Source organism: Arthrobacter sp. NPDC093139 (assembly GCF_044754165.1).
Taxonomy (GTDB): Bacteria; Actinomycetota; Actinomycetes; order Actinomycetales; family Micrococcaceae; genus Arthrobacter.
Window position 1 is genome coordinate 88,373 of sequence record NZ_JBIVOO010000007.1, and the last position, 14,407, is coordinate 102,779.

The window sequence follows — 14,407 nt, forward strand, 5'->3', positions numbered from 1 at the left end:
AGGCTACCGCCGGGGTTAAGGGGCGGCAAGGTGCGGGGCCCCCGTCACAGGTGCCAGGCACACGAGGTGAGGAACACCGCTGCGTCCTCAGCCACCCGTTCCGGGCATTCCCACAGAACCATGTGCCCTACGTCGGGGTAGACCTTCAGTACTGCGCCGGGGATCCGGGCGGCCAGGGTTTCCTGGTCGCTGCGTGGCAGAAGGTTGTCTTGGGCGCCCCACAGGATCAGCGTGGGCGCCTCGATGGTTCCCGAATCCGAGGGCGGCGTGGCCTCGCACAGGCCGTTCAGGATGGCCTTCCACGCGTGGGCTGGCATCCTGAGGCCGGCGCGCACGCGGTCCTCAATGAACCTCTGGGGAACCTCGTGCAGCAGGGGAAACCAGGACAGGGACTCCCGGACCCATCCCTCGTCGAGCGGGTCGGTGAGGGCGTCCACTTCGTCGGCGAAGGGGGTCCGGCCCTGCAGGTTCAGGGGAGAGCCCACCAGCACCAGCGCCGCAACCCGCTCGGGGTGGGCAACCGCCAGCTGCTGGGCGACGTAGCCGCCGCTGGAGGAGCCGACGATGAAGGCCCGCCGCACGTGGAGGGCTTCCAGGATCGCCGCGGTGTCCTCGGCCTGTTCCGCCAGGGAATAGCCCTCCTCCGGTTTGTCAGCCCCGCCCTGCCCGCGGAGGTCGGGAGCGTAGACCCGGAAACCCGTCAGCAGGGGTATCACGCGGTCAAAGCTTCGGGCGGGATTCGCCCCACGCATGCAGCAGCAATACCGGCTTGGCGCCGGCGTCGCCCCGGACGAGGCACGGCACCGTGATGCCGGTGCGGAGCCTGAGATCCCGGACTTCGGATTCCATAGCCTCAGGGTACGCGCAGCGGCGACACGGATCGCGGAATAGCCGCGACGCTAGTTTCTGTCCGGTTCCCCCGGCCGCCGGTGTCTGTGGTGCAGCTCGTAACTGTCGAACACATCGGAAGACGTTGATCCTGAATGGCCGAATTTGCCGCGAAGGACGTTCGCGAGTCCGTCCAGCGCCGCGTGGAGCATCCGTCCGGCGAACTGGAGTTCCGGGCTCGCGCTGCGCTGGGCCTCGGACGCCAGCTCCTGGGCGTAGGCGACCGTGGCCGGCAAGGAGCCGCGCTGCTCGACTTCACGGAAGTAATAGGTTTCATGGAACGCAAGCAGATCTATGCTCACCGAAGCCACGTTTCCGGCCATTGACTCCAGCAGCCCGGCAGCGTGCCGGGGTTCCAGCGACAATACACCAGCCGGACCTGCAGCCTCCTTGAACAGGTTCAGCTGGTGGGCAAGGGCTCGGCGGCGGTTCAGGGCGGGGTATGTCTGCTGGATCCAGGTGACCGTTGCTGTCAGCAACCCGAAACCGGTGACGGCCTGGAAGGCCACAACCAGCCTGAGCAGTGGATGTGCCGGCACGATTTCGCCGAACCCCACAGTGGAAAGAGTGACAAGGGAGATGTAGAGCGCTTCGGCGAAGTCGCCCCGCTGTGGAACCCCGGCGCCGTGAACAAAACCGGCCGGCAGATGGGGCAGATAGAGCAGGGCCCAGCCGATGGCCGCGAGGCCTGCCCAGGCGGCAATGACAGCTGCCATGGCCAAGGGTGCTGCGATGAAGGAGCCCCGGCCCTGCAGTTTTCTGGACGCCAGCCAGAATCCGCGCATAATCGCCTGGCCCACAGGACCGGAACCGTGCGGATAAAGGAGCGTACGAAAGACGTCGACGAGCATCAGCAGAACCAGCCCGGCCCCCAAAACCGTCCAGAGCGTGTCCGCGAAGTCCATGCCTCATCTTATGGGCGGCACTGCTCGGAAGCCGCGATGGACATCAGGGGAGAGGGCGACGGCGACCGCTTGCTCAGAAGGGCAGCGCCACCAGCGCAATAAGGGGAGGGATGGTCGACCCGAGGGTGCCGGGGATGCTGTCTCCCTTCCGGGGGTAGTGGCCCAGCCAGTCCGCGAGCCCCATGGTGGCACCGCTGAGCACCATGTTGGCGCAGCAGTAGACCACCAGCGTGTACCCCACCACCACGTGGCCCATGTTCACCGCGACCACGCCGGCGATGTTCCCCAACCCGATCAGGAGGTTGCGGAACCCTGTGGGGATCGCCCACATCATCACGGCGGGCACGTTTTGTGCAGGGGTGCTGAGGAATTTCTGCGCTGCCGGGTGTCGCAGGAAGAAGCTTTCCAGCGGGAACACCACGATGTAGATCAGGGCGGCCAGCACCGCGAAGAGCTGGGATACGGCGTTCATAGGGGAAGAGTACGCCGGCGGCGCGCGCCGCTGCGATCCCCTCACCAGGGGTTTCGGGAGACGCCCTCAATCCCCAGTTTCGGGGATTGCGGTGCGGCCCTCCGGCCGGATACTGGAGGTATGTGGGAGGAGCGCGCTGAGCGTGCCCGGCGCGAGATTGCAGACCTCGCCGCGGGCGGCCTAGACCTGGCTGGGCTCTACACCGCCGCCCTGGCCGTTGTCCGGCAGGCGGTGCCGTTCGATCAGGGCTGCTGGGCGGGGGTCGACCCGGACACTCTGGGGATGACGTCCGTGACCAACTGGCGGCCGTGGCCGGTGACGGACGAGTATGCGGCCCGCTTCGCCGAGTCCGAGTACACCGGAGCCGAACCCAACACGTTCAGGGAGCTGCTGCTGCGGCCGCGGCCCGTGGCCAGGATTTCTGATGCCCCGCACCGGGACGTGGTCCACAGCGTCCGAATCAATGACCTGTTGGTGCCCCTCGGATTGCATCATGAGCTGCGCGGGGCGTTCCGGGTGGACGAGGCGTGCTGGGGTGTGGGCAGTATCTTCCGGGAGGGCGGGCAGGACTTCACGGACCGTGAGGTGGAATTCCTGGAGGCCGTCACCGCCGCTTTGGCAGCTGCCACCCGAGTGGCCGTGCGGGTGCAGCGCGGGCAACGCCCCATTGCGGGTGGCCCGGTGATCGTTATCGCCGGGATCCACGGCGAACTGCGGGCGGCCACCCCCGCCGCGGTCCTGTGGTTGGCCGACGTGGAGGATGCGGCTCCGGGCGGTTTCACCATGACGTTGCACTCCGTCGTGGCGCAGGCCCACGCCTCCGTGTCAGGCACTGCCCGGGCCAGAATGCGTGACGCCGGCGGCAATTGGGTGGTGCTGCAGGCCAGCCGCCTCATTACCGGCGACGACCCCGAGCAGATGGTGGTCACCGTGGAGCCGGCCACCACGCATGACGTGGTCAGCCTCCTGCTGGCGGCCTACGGGGTCTCCGCCCGTGAGCGGGATGTCTGCCTGGAGCTTCTGTCCGGAATTTCGACGGCGGACGTCGCCCGAAATCTGTTCATCTCCCCGCACACGGTGCACGACCATTTGAAGGCGCTCTACGGAAAAGTGGGCGTCGGCAGCCGCGGGGAATTGGTGGCGAAGCTGCTGGCATGAAGCTGCCCCAGCATCGCCATAGTGGTTCTCGTCCTATCGGCGGCGCGTTGGGCACAGTGACAAACAGAGGAACCCCGCAGTGCCGGGCACTGCGGGGTTCCTTGCTGGCCGGTTTTCGGTTACTCGGAGTCCGGTTTCTGTTCCCGGTCACGGAGGTTCTTCTTGATCTCGTCGAACTTCTCCTTGATGACCCGTTCCGCCTCTGCGAGGGTTTTCCCGGCGGTGCTCAGGGGATCCATCTGAACGTAGACGTTGTGGTCGAGAGGCAAGTCGTACTCGTCCTTCAGATGTGTGCCGCCGCCCACCCCCTGAAGGGACAGGTACACCATGGCCTCGGTCCGGGCGATGCCGGAGAGTGTTCCGAAGACAACCGTGAAGTCGTTCGATTCAAAGCTCACCGTCTGACCGATATGGCTGCGGTCTAGGTCACCGGCTGCTACCGGCTTCTCGGACTGACTTCCGCTGTAGCTCATGCACTTCTCCTAAAAGTCGAGGGACACGTACTACTGCAGTCTATATACGGGGTCGTAAGGGCCTCCGTCACGGCATGGCGGGGGAGCGTCTTGTAGCCGACGGGCGGCGTTTGGCCACGATCAGTGGCAGCAGGGCTGCAGGAGAGGAGACAACGGCGGCCGCCTGCGACGCTTCGCCCGCGTCCCCGTAGCCCCAGTGCGCGAATATTGTCGGGATTCCATGTTCGGCGGCTCCGGCGATGTCGTAGCTTCGGTCTCCAATCATTACCGGACTGGAGATGTCTACGCCTTCGGACTGAAGGCGGGGCAGCAATTCGGCGACGACCTCTGCCTTGCTTGCTCTTCCATCGCGGTCGGACGCCCCGCAGATGTTGATGAAGTGGCCTTCGATGCCAAATCTTCGTGCGAGTCTTACCGCTTGATCTTCCACCTTGGATGTGGCCACAGCCATCGGAATGCCGGCCGAGTGCAGATGGTCAAGCAGTTCGATGATCCCGTCGTATGGGCTGGACTGTTCAGCGCCGTGGTCGGCGTATGCCCTGCGGTAGTGTTGGAGGGCCCTTTGGGCGGTTATGTCGTCCAGCTGTGAGACTGTTCTGAAGGACTCGATCATCGGCGGGCCGACGAATTGCCGCAGTTTGTCCATCGCGGGGACCGGCGCGCCTACGGCTGCCAGGGCTCGGGAAGCACTTGCCGTAACGCCGGGTGCTGAATCCAGCAGCGTTCCGTCCATGTCGAACAGGACGCAGCTAATGCCAGTGAGAGGTGGACGGTCTTGCTGCAGAAGTGTCATTTTTTCGAGTGCTTTCGGTCGTGGAGTTGGTTCGGTTCTGGGTGTGCCGGGAAAATTTTGGTGTGAAGGGTAGGCATGGATCGAGTGAGTCTTGATCAGATAGACCAGAGGATTCTTGCGGAGCTAACGAAGAACGCTCGGATGAGCCACGCGGAGCTGGCGACCAAAGTCCTGCTGTCGAGGAATGCCGTGCGCCAACGGATCGAACGGATGGAACGGCAAGGGTATATCCAGGGGTACACGATCGTTGCCGGCCCACCGGGGCAGGGGCCGGTGTCCGCCTTCCTGATGGTTTACAGGAAGGACCGGGTGCGGGGGGCGGACGTCATCACCGTACTGCGGTCAATTCCGGAAGTGGTTTTGTGTGATGTTGTGAGCGGTGACTTTGATCTGCTGGTGAGGGTCGAGGCCCGCTCGCTGGAGAGGGTTCAGGAGATCTGGGAACAGATTGCGGCCATTCCCGGCGTCACGGACACGGTGACGGCCATGACGCTGTCCAGTTACATCAGGCGGGGCCCCGGAGATGCCCGCGCCCCCTCCGGTTCGATCAGTTCCTGATGCAGATGACCTTTGGCTGGGTCATCTCCTCATACGCGAATTGGACGCCCTCCCTGCCCATGCTTCCGTACTTGGCCCCGCCGAACGGCATCCCGTCGAAGCGGTAATCAGAGGAGTCGTTGATCATGACGCCGCCTGCTTCGAGCTGTTGGGCCGCGTCCATGGCACTGGCCAGGGAGTCGGTGAAGATGCCCGCATGAAGACTGAACTCGATGGCGTTGGCGACTTCGATGGCCTCTTCGAACGTGCTGAACTGGCGGAACATGACCACGGGCCCGAAAACCTCCTGCTTCCACAGCCGGCTGTCCGTCGGGACCGCTTCCAAGACGGTCGGGTGAAGCACATTGCCGTCCGTGACATTGCCTGAAAGAAGGACAGCGCCGGCGCCGAGGGCCTCGTCCAGCTTGGTTTGGAGCGAATGCAGCGCAGCCGGGCTGATCATGGGCCCGACGTCCGTCCGTTCATCTGAAGGATCTCCAACAACCAGCCTGTCCGCCGCCTCCAGGAAGCGCCGGCGGAACGCCCCGTAGACCGGGGCGGCTATGAGAATCCGCTGCACCCCCACGCAGTTCTGACCGGCGGCCCAAAATGCTCCTGAGACGCAGGATTCCACCGCCTTTTCGATGTCGGCATCCTCCAGGACGATCACGGGTGCGTTTCCGCCGAGATCCATGGTCAGCTTCTTCAAGCCCGCCGTGCGGGCGATGCTCTCACCCGTGGAGAACCCCCCGGTGAAGGACACCATTCGTACGTCCCGGGACCTGATGATTGTTTCGGCTACTTCCCGGCCGCCGTGGACAATTGTGAGGGCGTCCGGCGGGAGCCCCGAGCTCACGAGGGCGTCCGCCAGATGCTGGGCTGACAGCGGAGTCAGCGCAGAGGGTTTGAGAATCACGGCGTTTCCTCCGGCGATTGCCGGGCCGATCTTGTGCGCCACCAGGTTGAGGGGGTCGTTGAACGGGGTGATCGCGGCAATGATGCCCAGCGGTTCGCGCGAGTACCACCCGGTGCGGTCCTCTGAGCCTTCATAGGAGTCGAAGGGGATGACTTCGCCGGCGTTCCGGCGCGCTTCGGCAGCGGACAGGCGGAGCGTGTTGACCGCGCGCAGCACTTCCTTCCGTGCCTGGCGGATCGTTTTCCCGGCCTCGGACACTATCGTTAGTGCGAACTCCTCGCTGCGCTGCTCGATCTCCGTTGCTGCGCCGTCCAGGATCTTCCCGCGTGCGGCGCGGGACAGGGCCCGTGCCTTCCGGGCGCCGACGCGCGCCGTTTCGATCACGGCTTCGCCGGCGGTGGCTTCGGTCAGCGAAACCGTGCCGACCACCCTGCCGTCGTAGGGGCTCGTCACGTCACGGAACTGTGGCAGCGCGGTTTCTGCCGAACACAATGTGGATTCAGGCATTAGCGGATACCTCCGTCCTGGCTGCGTGCATGGCGATGATGTCAGAGAGCAGCGCGTAGGCGGTCTCCACGCGCCCGGCTCCCGGGCCGGAGATGGTTACTGCGCGGAGAAGATCGGTCTCGAAGGACACTGCATTGGTCGCCCCGGAAACCCCGGCCAGCCCATGATCAAGGGGGAGGGCCACTGGGGAAACGCCTGCCGTCACGGACCCGTCCGGGTTCCGACGTGCCGCGCCGATGAGCTTCCAGCGGCGCCCCTCGCGGGCTGCCTTCCGAATATCCTCCGGGGTCACGGTGGAAATCCCCTGCCGATGAACGTCCTTGAGCTCTATGCCGGCGTCCAGCAGTTCGTTGGCGAGGATGAGGACCTTGAGCTGAACGTCGTAGCCCTCGATGTCGGCTGCGGGGTTTGCTTCGGCGTAGCCGAGTTCCTGTGCCTCCCTGATGGCTGCGTGGAAGTCCAGGCCGGCTTCCATCCGCCCGAGCACATAGTTGCTGGTGCCGTTGAGAATGCCTTCAAATCCCTTCAGTTTCAGCCCCGCGAACATCTTCTTGGCCAGGCGGATGACGGGAGTGCCGCTCATGACGGCACCCTCGAACTCGAAGTGCACGCCGTTCTGCTCGGCGAGGGAGCTCAGTTCGGCGCCACGGAGGGCAACCGGACCCTTGTTGGTGGTGCAGACGCTCTTGCCGGATTCGAGTGCCCAGCGCACATGCGAAACTGCCGGCTCGCCGTCTTCGGGATTAGTGAAGGTGGCCTCGCAGATAATGCCCGCTGTGCAGTTGCGGATCACGGATTCGTTGTTGGTGTCGGCAGATCCGCCGTGGGCTGCAAAGGTTTCATTGTCGCCGCCCAGTTTGAGGGCAACGGAGAGGTCCACGCCTTCGGGCTGGACCAGGGATCCGAGACGCAGGTCGGTGATGGCCACGATCCGCAGGCCGAAGCCCAGCTCGGAACGAAGTCTCTCACCACGCGTCGCGATCAGTTCGGCCAGCGTCCTGTTGACGCCGCCGAAGCCGATCAGCGCAATGTCGTAGGTGGTCATGGTGCTCCTTCAGTCAGTTACGTCGGTCCTCCAATGCTGACCGCATTCCATGTCCGTCAGCGCATGTGATTGTGACCGAAAAGCAGGGCGAATTGACCATCCGCCTGTCGATTCGTCATTCACGCGGAACGTAACTTACGTTCAACATAAACATGTGTAGATGTTTTTAATGACCAAAACGGCCGTCTCGTGTTACTTTCATCACTGTCGCTACTGCGCAGCCCGAGTCGGCGTGACCCACGCCAGGCCACGTGCGCATCCTTCGCATCACACCTGCCACTCACCTGGGAGAAACCATGGAATCGTCATTACCTGTCCAGCTAGAACCGCAGCCAACCGTTCCGCCGTCGACCGACTCGGGGCTACGGCGGTCCATGGGGGCACGGCATCTGGTCATGATCGCCATGGGCGGGGTGATCGGCTCCGGGCTTTTCCTGAGCTCGGGGTACACCATTTCCCAGGCCGGGCCGCTCGGGGCGGTCATCGCGTATCTCATTGGCGCCTTCGTTGTGTACCTGGTGATGGCCTGCCTCGGTGAACTTGCCATCGCTTATCCGGTCTCAGGGGCCTTCCATATCTACGCGGCGAGGTCGATCGGGCCGGCCACCGGGTTCACCACCGCCTGGCTCTACTGGCTCTGCTGGGCGGTGGCCATCGGATCGGAGTTCACGGCTTCCGGTCTCCTGATGCAGCGATGGTTCCCGGGTGTTGACGTCTGGGTCTGGTGCCTGATCTTCGCCTCGGTCCTCTTCGGCTTCAATGCGGTTTCTTCGAAATTCTTCGGCGAATCTGAGTTCTGGTTCGCCATCGTCAAGGTCGGCGCCATCGTAGTTCTCATCGTTTTCGGCGGCGCGGCGCTGTTCGGCTTCCACCCGATCAGCGAGGCGGCCAACCATCCCAGCATGTTCGAAAACTTCAACACTTCCGGCGGTCTCTTCCCCAACGGTTTCACGGGTGTCCTGGTCACTGCGCTTGCGGTGTTCTACGCCTTCTCGGGTTCGGAGCTTATCGGTGTGGCGGCGGGCGAAACCGCCGACCCTGCCACCAATATCCCCAAAGCGATGCGCAGCACCGTCATCCGCCTGCTGATCTTCTTCGTCGGGGCAATCGCTGTCATTGCCGCCACCATCCCCTTCGAGCAGGTTGGGCTGGATGAAAGCCCGTTCGTGACGGTCTTCTCATCCATCGGCATTCCTTATGCCGCCGACATCATGAACTTCGTCATCATCACCGCGCTCCTTTCAGCCGGTAACAGCGGCCTCTTCTCCTGCGCACGGATGCTTTACTCCCTTGCCGACGAGGGGCACGCGGCCCGGGCGCTGAAGAAGCTGACCCGGCGCGGTATTCCCATGACTGCACTCTCCGTCAGCATGCTCGGTGGCCTGGCATCCCTCATCAGCAGCGTCGTTGCACCTGAAACGGTATATCTGGCCCTCGTGTCGGTGGCGGGTTTCGCCGTCGTCGGGGTCTGGATGTCCATCACCGCCTCGCACTTTTTCCACAGGAGATCCTTCGTCAAAAACGGCGGTGATGTCGCTGCGCTTCCCTACAAGGCCCCGCTGTTCCCGCTGGTGCCGATCCTGGCCTTCTCGCTCTGCGTCATCTCGCTCATCGGCATCGCCTTTGACCCGAACCAGGTGGCAGCGCTCTATTTTGGATTCACTTTCGTTGGCGCCTGCTATGCCTTCTTTTACTTCAAGTACGGACGCAAGGCGCGCGCCAACCAGCCCTCCTGACGCCGTCACAAACTATCGTCCACGTAGCTTGGTGGCGGGAGGCTTTCGTCCCCCGCCACCAAGCTCGGCGTTCTGTGGGGACATGTGAGAATAGGCGTAGTTATCAGGCGGAAGGAGCAGGAGCATGGATTCTTCCTCGGAAGCGTCATCCATGGCCCAAGGCCTTCGGATAGTTCGGCTGGTCGCAGACCGGGAGAAGTGGGGAAGGCGGCTGCTCGGCGTTTCCCAGATCGCATCCGAGCTGGAGATGGACCAAAGCCGTGTCTCCCGGTTGACTCAGGAATTGTGCGAGCTGGGACTGCTGGAACGCGTCGAACGCGGGCCATTCCGGACCGGTCCACGTTTTTTTAGCCTGGCTGCCGCTTTGAATACAGGCTGGGTCCGCGAGTCAAGAACCGAACTTGAGGCTTTGGTGGCCTCGTTCGGCCTGAGATCCAGACTTTCTGTCCGGGAGGGGTTCCGCGTCATTCTCCTGCGGACCTCCAGCAATGACGCGGTTCCCGGCGGCTTCGTGAAACCCGGCATGGTGACACCCGTGTGGTGCACCGGATCCGGCCGGGCCCTGCTGTGGGACGAGGAGCAGCCAGCCGTTGAGGCCCTCCTTGCGGACGTCAACTTTATTGGCGTGGGCGGTCCGGGGGCGGCCCATTCGCCGCAGGAAGTCGTCGAATTGTTGGACCGGGACCGGGCACGGGGCTTCATTGTCGCGGAGGAAGAGTTCGAGCATGGAGTCTACGAACTGGCGGTTCCGGTCCGCCCCCCCGACGGTTCCGTTCTTGCAGCGCTGAGCGTCCTGGGCGGCCGGGCCGAGATCATGTCCGGCGCAGATGACATTGCAAAGGCCCTGTGGGAAGCAGCCCAACGGCTGGGCTCCTGCCAGGGCGGCACGCGAAACAGCGCTGGCCGGAAGGGTCTTGCCAGCTAAGGCACATTCTTCGGCGGGACCTGACCCAGCATGGACTCAAGCCACCTTCCCCAGGACACGAGAGCCGTGGCGCAGTCATCCAACCTCGGCTGCAGGCGGGTCTTGGCGCCTACGACCTGCAGCGCTGCCACCACGTCGCCCTTGAAGTCCCGAATCGGAACGGCCAGGGAATACAGCCCCGGCTCGGCTTCCTCGTCGACGATGGAGTATCCCCGTTCCCGGGCCGCGCGTAGTCGTGACAGGAAGTCCTCCACGTCAAGGGGCGTATTGGGGCCATGGCGCACGAAAGGGACACCGGAGAACAGGGTCCGGACCTCGTCGTCGGACGCTTCCCACAGTAGTGCCTGGCCGGCATCGCTGCAGTAGGCCGGATAGGGCCGGCCCAGCCATGAACCGATCATGTTGCTGCTTGCCGGAACATGCTCACCGATGGTGACGGTGCTGTCTCCGCTCAGAATTCCAAGGAAGCATCCTTCATCAGTTTCACGGGCCAGGCCTGCCAGCGCGGTGGCGCCGTCAGTCTGCAACCGTTGTTCGGACAACAGCTGCGCGTCCGTCAGGAGCGACCAGTCAACGGTGTAGGTCCGGTGGTCCTTGCGGACCAGGAACCCCTCCTGCTGGGCCGTCCGCAGGCTGCGCGCTACCTGGCTGCGGTCCTTGCCCAGGTCGGTTGCTATATCAGCGACCGTTCCGCCAGGCAGGCCTTCTGCGTTGCGGGCGCCCACCGCCAGGACAGCCATAATTCCCCGGCCCATGCTGGATGTCTTAGACATGGGTCCGATTCTAGTCACTGGAGGAATGCCTCCTAATGGATGGCGAAGACCCGGGCAGGAAAACCGCTGCCCCGCAGTGGCTTGGGCCAGGTGGCAATGAGGGCAGCGCCCGCTTCCGGAAGTCCCTCCAGGTTCGCCATCAGCTCGATCTGCCACCGGTTCTGTGCCAGGACGTAGGTCTCCAGTGTGAAATCCTGGCGGGATGTGGCCAGTCCAGGGTCTGTGTCCGTCTGCTCATGGCCGACGGCGGTAACCGAGCGCTCCTCAATCAGGAAGGAGAGGACTTCCTGCGACCAGCCCGGTGCGTGGCTGACACCGTGATCGTCCCTGTTTGCCATGGCGGCAGCGTCAGGCCAGCGGTCACTCCAGCCTGTCCGCAATGCCACAAAGGCCCCGGGTGGGATGGCACCATTGCGGCGTTCCCAGGCCTGGACATCCTCCATCCGGGGAGTGGCGTCCGCATTAGCGGTGACGCGCTCGGTGATGTCCAAGACGACCAGCGGAAGGACCATCTCCTCCGGGGGAATCTGGTCCAGGGTCCTTCCTCCTGAGATGAAATGCGAGGGAGGATCAACGTGTGTTCCCCATTGTCCGATGATCGAGTAGCGGTGAGCGGTGAAACCGTCACCTTTCTCCAGATCGAAGACTGGCTCCCTGATTTGGTCGGGGAATGCCGGGAAGTGTGGCTGGCCGGGGTGGAAGGCGTGCGTCAGGTCAGTGAATGATCTGCCCGCAAAAAGTGTCTGCAGGCCGTTCCAAAGGGCGGTTGTGGTGACTTCAGTCATGACGTGGCCTGGCTTTCGACGAGTGCCGGACGGGCAGTGTTGGAAACGCCGATTGGCCCTGTCAGCTCAATGACGGGCACCTCCCAAGGGTGGATGTCCACGATGTGCTGCAGGAAGCGTTCCACGGCGGCGTCGTCGAGCGCAGCATCGAAATACGTCGTCAGGACCAGGGTCGGCGCAATTGTCCGCTGACCAACCTGCCCCAACGTAGGATTGGCACCTTCAGCGCAAGTGAACCCCTCAAAACCCAAACCGGATTCGAAGACATGCCGGTAGTTGCCGAAGTCCCCGAGGTCAGGGGATTCCGCGACAGCGGTGAGCAGGGACGCGATGCCCGCTTCGTCTTTGAATGCGTCTGCGTCGCCGCTGGCGAGCCGAGAGAAGGTTTCCGAAGCTACGGGCCAATGCACACGCAGCTTGCGTACTGGTTTCATTTCAATCTTCAAGGGAAGCCTCCTCGGGGTCGCAACGGTGTCTGCTGCCATCGTGGCACGGTATGATGGTCATTACAAGCATTGAAAGATGCTTATTATGATCATAGTGACGTGCATCCGACGTGCACCGTGCCCGACAGCCATGGACGAACGAACCGCTTGGAGCCCAAACAATGCCCAGCAACACCAAGCTCTCCCGCATGCTGGATGCCGGAGCGAATCTGACCGTGGACGGCGCACTTGCCACGGAGCTGGAAGCGCACGGCTGCGATCTGGACGACCCCCTGTGGTCGGCCAAAGTCCTCCTGGAACAGCCGCAGCTCGTCAAGCGTGTGCACCGGGATTACTTCCGCGCCGGAGCCGCGGTCGCGATCACGGCGAGCTATCAGGCAACACCCCAGGGATTCGCGCGGCGCGGCATTGGCGAAGAAGAGGCCCTGGAGCTGGTGGCATTGAGTGTGCGCCTGGCCGACGAGGCTCGCAGCGAGCACCTGGCCGAAAACCCGGGTGCAGGCCCGCTGCTGATTGCCGGATCGGTCGGTCCGTACGGCGCATACCTGGCCGATGGGTCGGAATACCGGGGAGACTACTTCCTCAGCCGAAACGAGTTCATGGAGTTCCACCGGCCCCGAATTGCCGCGCTTGTGGACGCCGGAGCGGACATTCTTGCCTGTGAGACGCTGCCGTCCTTGCCGGAGGCCGAGGCCCTGACGGCACTCATGGAAGAGTTCGACGTCGAAGGCTGGCTCAGCTTCACGCTGCGGGACGGAGGGCACATCAGCGACGGCACACCGCTGGCGCGGGTGGCAAAGCTCGCCAGGGCGCAGCCGTCCGTCGTGGCCATTGGCGTGAACTGTGTGCCGCTGGAGCTAGTTTCCCCAGCGCTGGGCGCCCTGGGCGAAGCCACCGACACGCCCCTGATCGCGTATCCGAATTCCGGCGAAATCTACGACGCGGTCACCAAAAAGTGGCGGCCGGCAGCGTCCGGGGACACATCTGGGGGAGCCGGTAACGAGCAGCCCGCAAGCCTGGCCGAAGGAGTCGCCCTCTGGCGTGAACTTGGTGCCCGGCTCCTCGGCGGGTGCTGCCGAACGACCCCCGAGGACATTGCCGCCGTGGCCGGGCTTACGGGAAACCCCTGACGGCTGGCTGCCTCAGCAGGCCGGCACCCCCGCATCGCAGGCCGATGACTGTGCACGCAGTATGCCAAGGGGGCCGCGAGGCGGCAACCGATGGCACGGTCAGTGAGGGCCTCAAGTGTCCGTTCGCGCTGCCAAGCCCATGAACATGGTTCGGTGCAGGATGTCCACGTGCTTCCGTGAGACCTCCACCGCGCTTTGGACGTCGCCTGCCCGCAGGGCCGCCACCAGGGCAACGTGGTCGCAGTTGGATTTGTGCAGCAGCTCGATGGGGTAGGGGATGAAGTAGGCGTAGAGCTCCGCGAGCGTCTCGTGGTAAACCTCGACAGCGGTCCCCAGCCCCGATGCCGTCCCCACCAGTTGGTGGAACTGCTCGTCGGCCTGGTGGTAGTCAGACCAGTCCGAGGACGCAGCCATGTCCCGGGTCAGCCGGTCGAGCTCATCCAGCTGTTCAGCGGTGGCATTGATGGCCGCATAGTGGGTCACGGCGCATTCGAAGAGCAGCCTCCGGTCCACCAGCCGGTTCACGGCCCGGGACTCCGCGGGTGATGCGGACAGTTCGGCCAGCACGCTCCGCGGAGGCTCATCCGCCACGAACGTTCCGCCGCCCCGGCCGCGGCGGCGGACCACCACGCCCTGCTCCGCCAGGCTCGCCAGCGCGCGACGGGCGGTGATCGGGCTGACCGACAGGCCCAGGGCCACGTCCTCCTGGTCGGGCAGGCGCTCGCCGGGTTTCAGCAGCCCCAGCGAAATCGCCATGCCGATCCTCAGCCGCACGGCATCGATGGCGCTGCGGCGGTCGATGCCGGCGAGCCTGCCGGCGCCAATGGGCGAAGGCTCGGCGGTGTCCTCCAACTGACGGGTCATATCCGCTACTTTACGGCGCAATCCGCCCTCTTCCCATAATTGGATCATTCTGAT

17 protein-coding genes are annotated in these 14,407 nt (G+C 64.1%); 5 read left to right on the forward strand and 12 right to left on the reverse strand.

The annotated features are described in order from the left end of the window. Nucleotides 1–44: 44 nt before the first annotated feature. From ACIP90_RS12780 to ACIP90_RS12795, 4 genes are all read right to left on the reverse strand, one after another. Nucleotides 45–716, reverse strand: coding sequence for an alpha/beta fold hydrolase (locus ACIP90_RS12780; RefSeq protein ID WP_400579693.1), 672 nt, complete (start codon nucleotides 714–716; stop codon nucleotides 45–47). Nucleotides 717–720: 4 nt separating this feature from the next. Beyond that, nucleotides 721–849, reverse strand: a complete 129-nt coding sequence (locus ACIP90_RS12785) for a hypothetical protein (RefSeq protein ID WP_400579694.1) — start codon at nucleotides 847–849, stop codon at nucleotides 721–723. Nucleotides 850–899: 50 nt separating this feature from the next. Continuing rightward, entirely contained in the window at nucleotides 900–1,793 is an 894-nt protein-coding gene (locus ACIP90_RS12790) for a potassium channel family protein (protein WP_400579695.1), read from the reverse strand. A gap of 73 nt (nucleotides 1,794–1,866) precedes the next feature. Continuing rightward, a complete protein-coding gene (locus ACIP90_RS12795; protein WP_400579696.1) occupies nucleotides 1,867–2,265 on the reverse strand; it encodes a DUF1304 domain-containing protein in 399 nt (132 codons plus the stop codon). A gap of 120 nt (nucleotides 2,266–2,385) precedes the next feature. Between ACIP90_RS12795 and ACIP90_RS12800 the strand changes: the two genes are divergently transcribed. Continuing rightward, complete coding sequence (locus tag ACIP90_RS12800; RefSeq protein WP_400579697.1) at nucleotides 2,386–3,423, forward strand: helix-turn-helix transcriptional regulator; 1,038 nt, start codon at nucleotides 2,386–2,388, stop codon at nucleotides 3,421–3,423. Nucleotides 3,424–3,542: 119 nt separating this feature from the next. Here ACIP90_RS12800 and ACIP90_RS12805 read toward each other — a convergent pair whose 3' ends face one another. Both ACIP90_RS12805 and ACIP90_RS12810 read right to left on the reverse strand, forming a co-directional pair. Further along, the gene (locus ACIP90_RS12805; protein WP_400579698.1) at nucleotides 3,543–3,896 is read right to left on the reverse strand and encodes a hypothetical protein; all 354 of its coding nucleotides are present in this window, start codon (nucleotides 3,894–3,896) and stop codon (nucleotides 3,543–3,545) included. A gap of 67 nt (nucleotides 3,897–3,963) precedes the next feature. Beyond that, nucleotides 3,964–4,689: an HAD hydrolase-like protein gene (locus tag ACIP90_RS12810; protein WP_400579699.1), complete on the reverse strand. Its 726-nt coding sequence runs from the start codon at nucleotides 4,687–4,689 to the stop codon at nucleotides 3,964–3,966. A gap of 75 nt (nucleotides 4,690–4,764) precedes the next feature. Here ACIP90_RS12810 and ACIP90_RS12815 point away from each other — a divergent pair, with 75 nt between their 5' ends. After that, the gene (locus tag ACIP90_RS12815) at nucleotides 4,765–5,247 is read left to right on the forward strand and encodes an Lrp/AsnC family transcriptional regulator (RefSeq protein ID WP_400579700.1); all 483 of its coding nucleotides are present in this window, start codon (nucleotides 4,765–4,767) and stop codon (nucleotides 5,245–5,247) included. Here ACIP90_RS12815 and ACIP90_RS12820 read toward each other — a convergent pair. Together ACIP90_RS12820 and ACIP90_RS12825 are read right to left on the reverse strand one after the other, a co-directional pair. Next, entirely contained in the window at nucleotides 5,237–6,649 is a 1,413-nt protein-coding gene (locus tag ACIP90_RS12820; RefSeq protein WP_400579701.1) for an aldehyde dehydrogenase family protein, read from the reverse strand. The two genes, ACIP90_RS12815 and ACIP90_RS12820, sit on opposite strands and share 11 nt — an antisense overlap. Continuing rightward, complete coding sequence (locus ACIP90_RS12825) at nucleotides 6,642–7,694, reverse strand: homoserine dehydrogenase (protein WP_400579702.1); 1,053 nt, start codon at nucleotides 7,692–7,694, stop codon at nucleotides 6,642–6,644. Before ACIP90_RS12825 ends, ACIP90_RS12820 begins: the two co-directional genes overlap by 8 nt. Nucleotides 7,695–7,990: 296 nt before the next feature. Here ACIP90_RS12825 and ACIP90_RS12830 point away from each other — a divergent pair, with 296 nt between their 5' ends. Then, entirely contained in the window at nucleotides 7,991–9,430 is a 1,440-nt protein-coding gene (locus ACIP90_RS12830; RefSeq protein ID WP_400579703.1) for an amino acid permease, read from the forward strand. A gap of 124 nt (nucleotides 9,431–9,554) precedes the next feature. Continuing rightward, nucleotides 9,555–10,355, forward strand: coding sequence for an IclR family transcriptional regulator (locus ACIP90_RS12835; RefSeq protein ID WP_400579704.1), 801 nt, complete (start codon nucleotides 9,555–9,557; stop codon nucleotides 10,353–10,355). On the opposite strand, the gene ACIP90_RS12840 is transcribed toward ACIP90_RS12835, so the two are convergent. The 3 genes from ACIP90_RS12840 to ACIP90_RS12850 are packed head-to-tail and all read right to left on the reverse strand — an operon-like array spanning nucleotide 10,352 to nucleotide 12,359. Continuing rightward, the gene (locus ACIP90_RS12840; RefSeq protein WP_400579705.1) at nucleotides 10,352–11,128 is read right to left on the reverse strand and encodes an IclR family transcriptional regulator; all 777 of its coding nucleotides are present in this window, start codon (nucleotides 11,126–11,128) and stop codon (nucleotides 10,352–10,354) included. The genes ACIP90_RS12835 and ACIP90_RS12840 overlap by 4 nt on opposite strands. Before the next feature lie 32 nt (nucleotides 11,129–11,160). Beyond that, on the reverse strand, nucleotides 11,161–11,913 hold the full coding sequence (locus ACIP90_RS12845) for a cyclase family protein (RefSeq protein WP_400579706.1): 753 nt from the start codon (nucleotides 11,911–11,913) through the stop codon (nucleotides 11,161–11,163). Then, a complete protein-coding gene (locus ACIP90_RS12850) occupies nucleotides 11,910–12,359 on the reverse strand; it encodes a hypothetical protein (RefSeq protein ID WP_400579707.1) in 450 nt (149 codons plus the stop codon). The genes ACIP90_RS12845 and ACIP90_RS12850 overlap by 4 nt, the downstream gene beginning before the upstream one ends. Nucleotides 12,360–12,520: 161 nt before the next feature. Here ACIP90_RS12850 and mmuM point away from each other — a divergent pair, with 161 nt between their 5' ends. Next, nucleotides 12,521–13,489 carry a homocysteine S-methyltransferase gene (mmuM, locus tag ACIP90_RS12855; RefSeq protein WP_400579708.1) on the forward strand — a complete coding sequence of 323 codons (969 nt, stop codon included), beginning with the start codon at nucleotides 12,521–12,523 and terminating at the stop codon, nucleotides 13,487–13,489. A 111-nt stretch (nucleotides 13,490–13,600) separates the two neighbouring features. Here the strand turns inward: mmuM and ACIP90_RS12860 are convergent, their stop codons facing one another. Further along, complete coding sequence (locus ACIP90_RS12860) at nucleotides 13,601–14,353, reverse strand: FadR/GntR family transcriptional regulator (protein ID WP_400579709.1); 753 nt, start codon at nucleotides 14,351–14,353, stop codon at nucleotides 13,601–13,603. Between the last annotated feature and the right edge of the window lie 54 nt (nucleotides 14,354–14,407).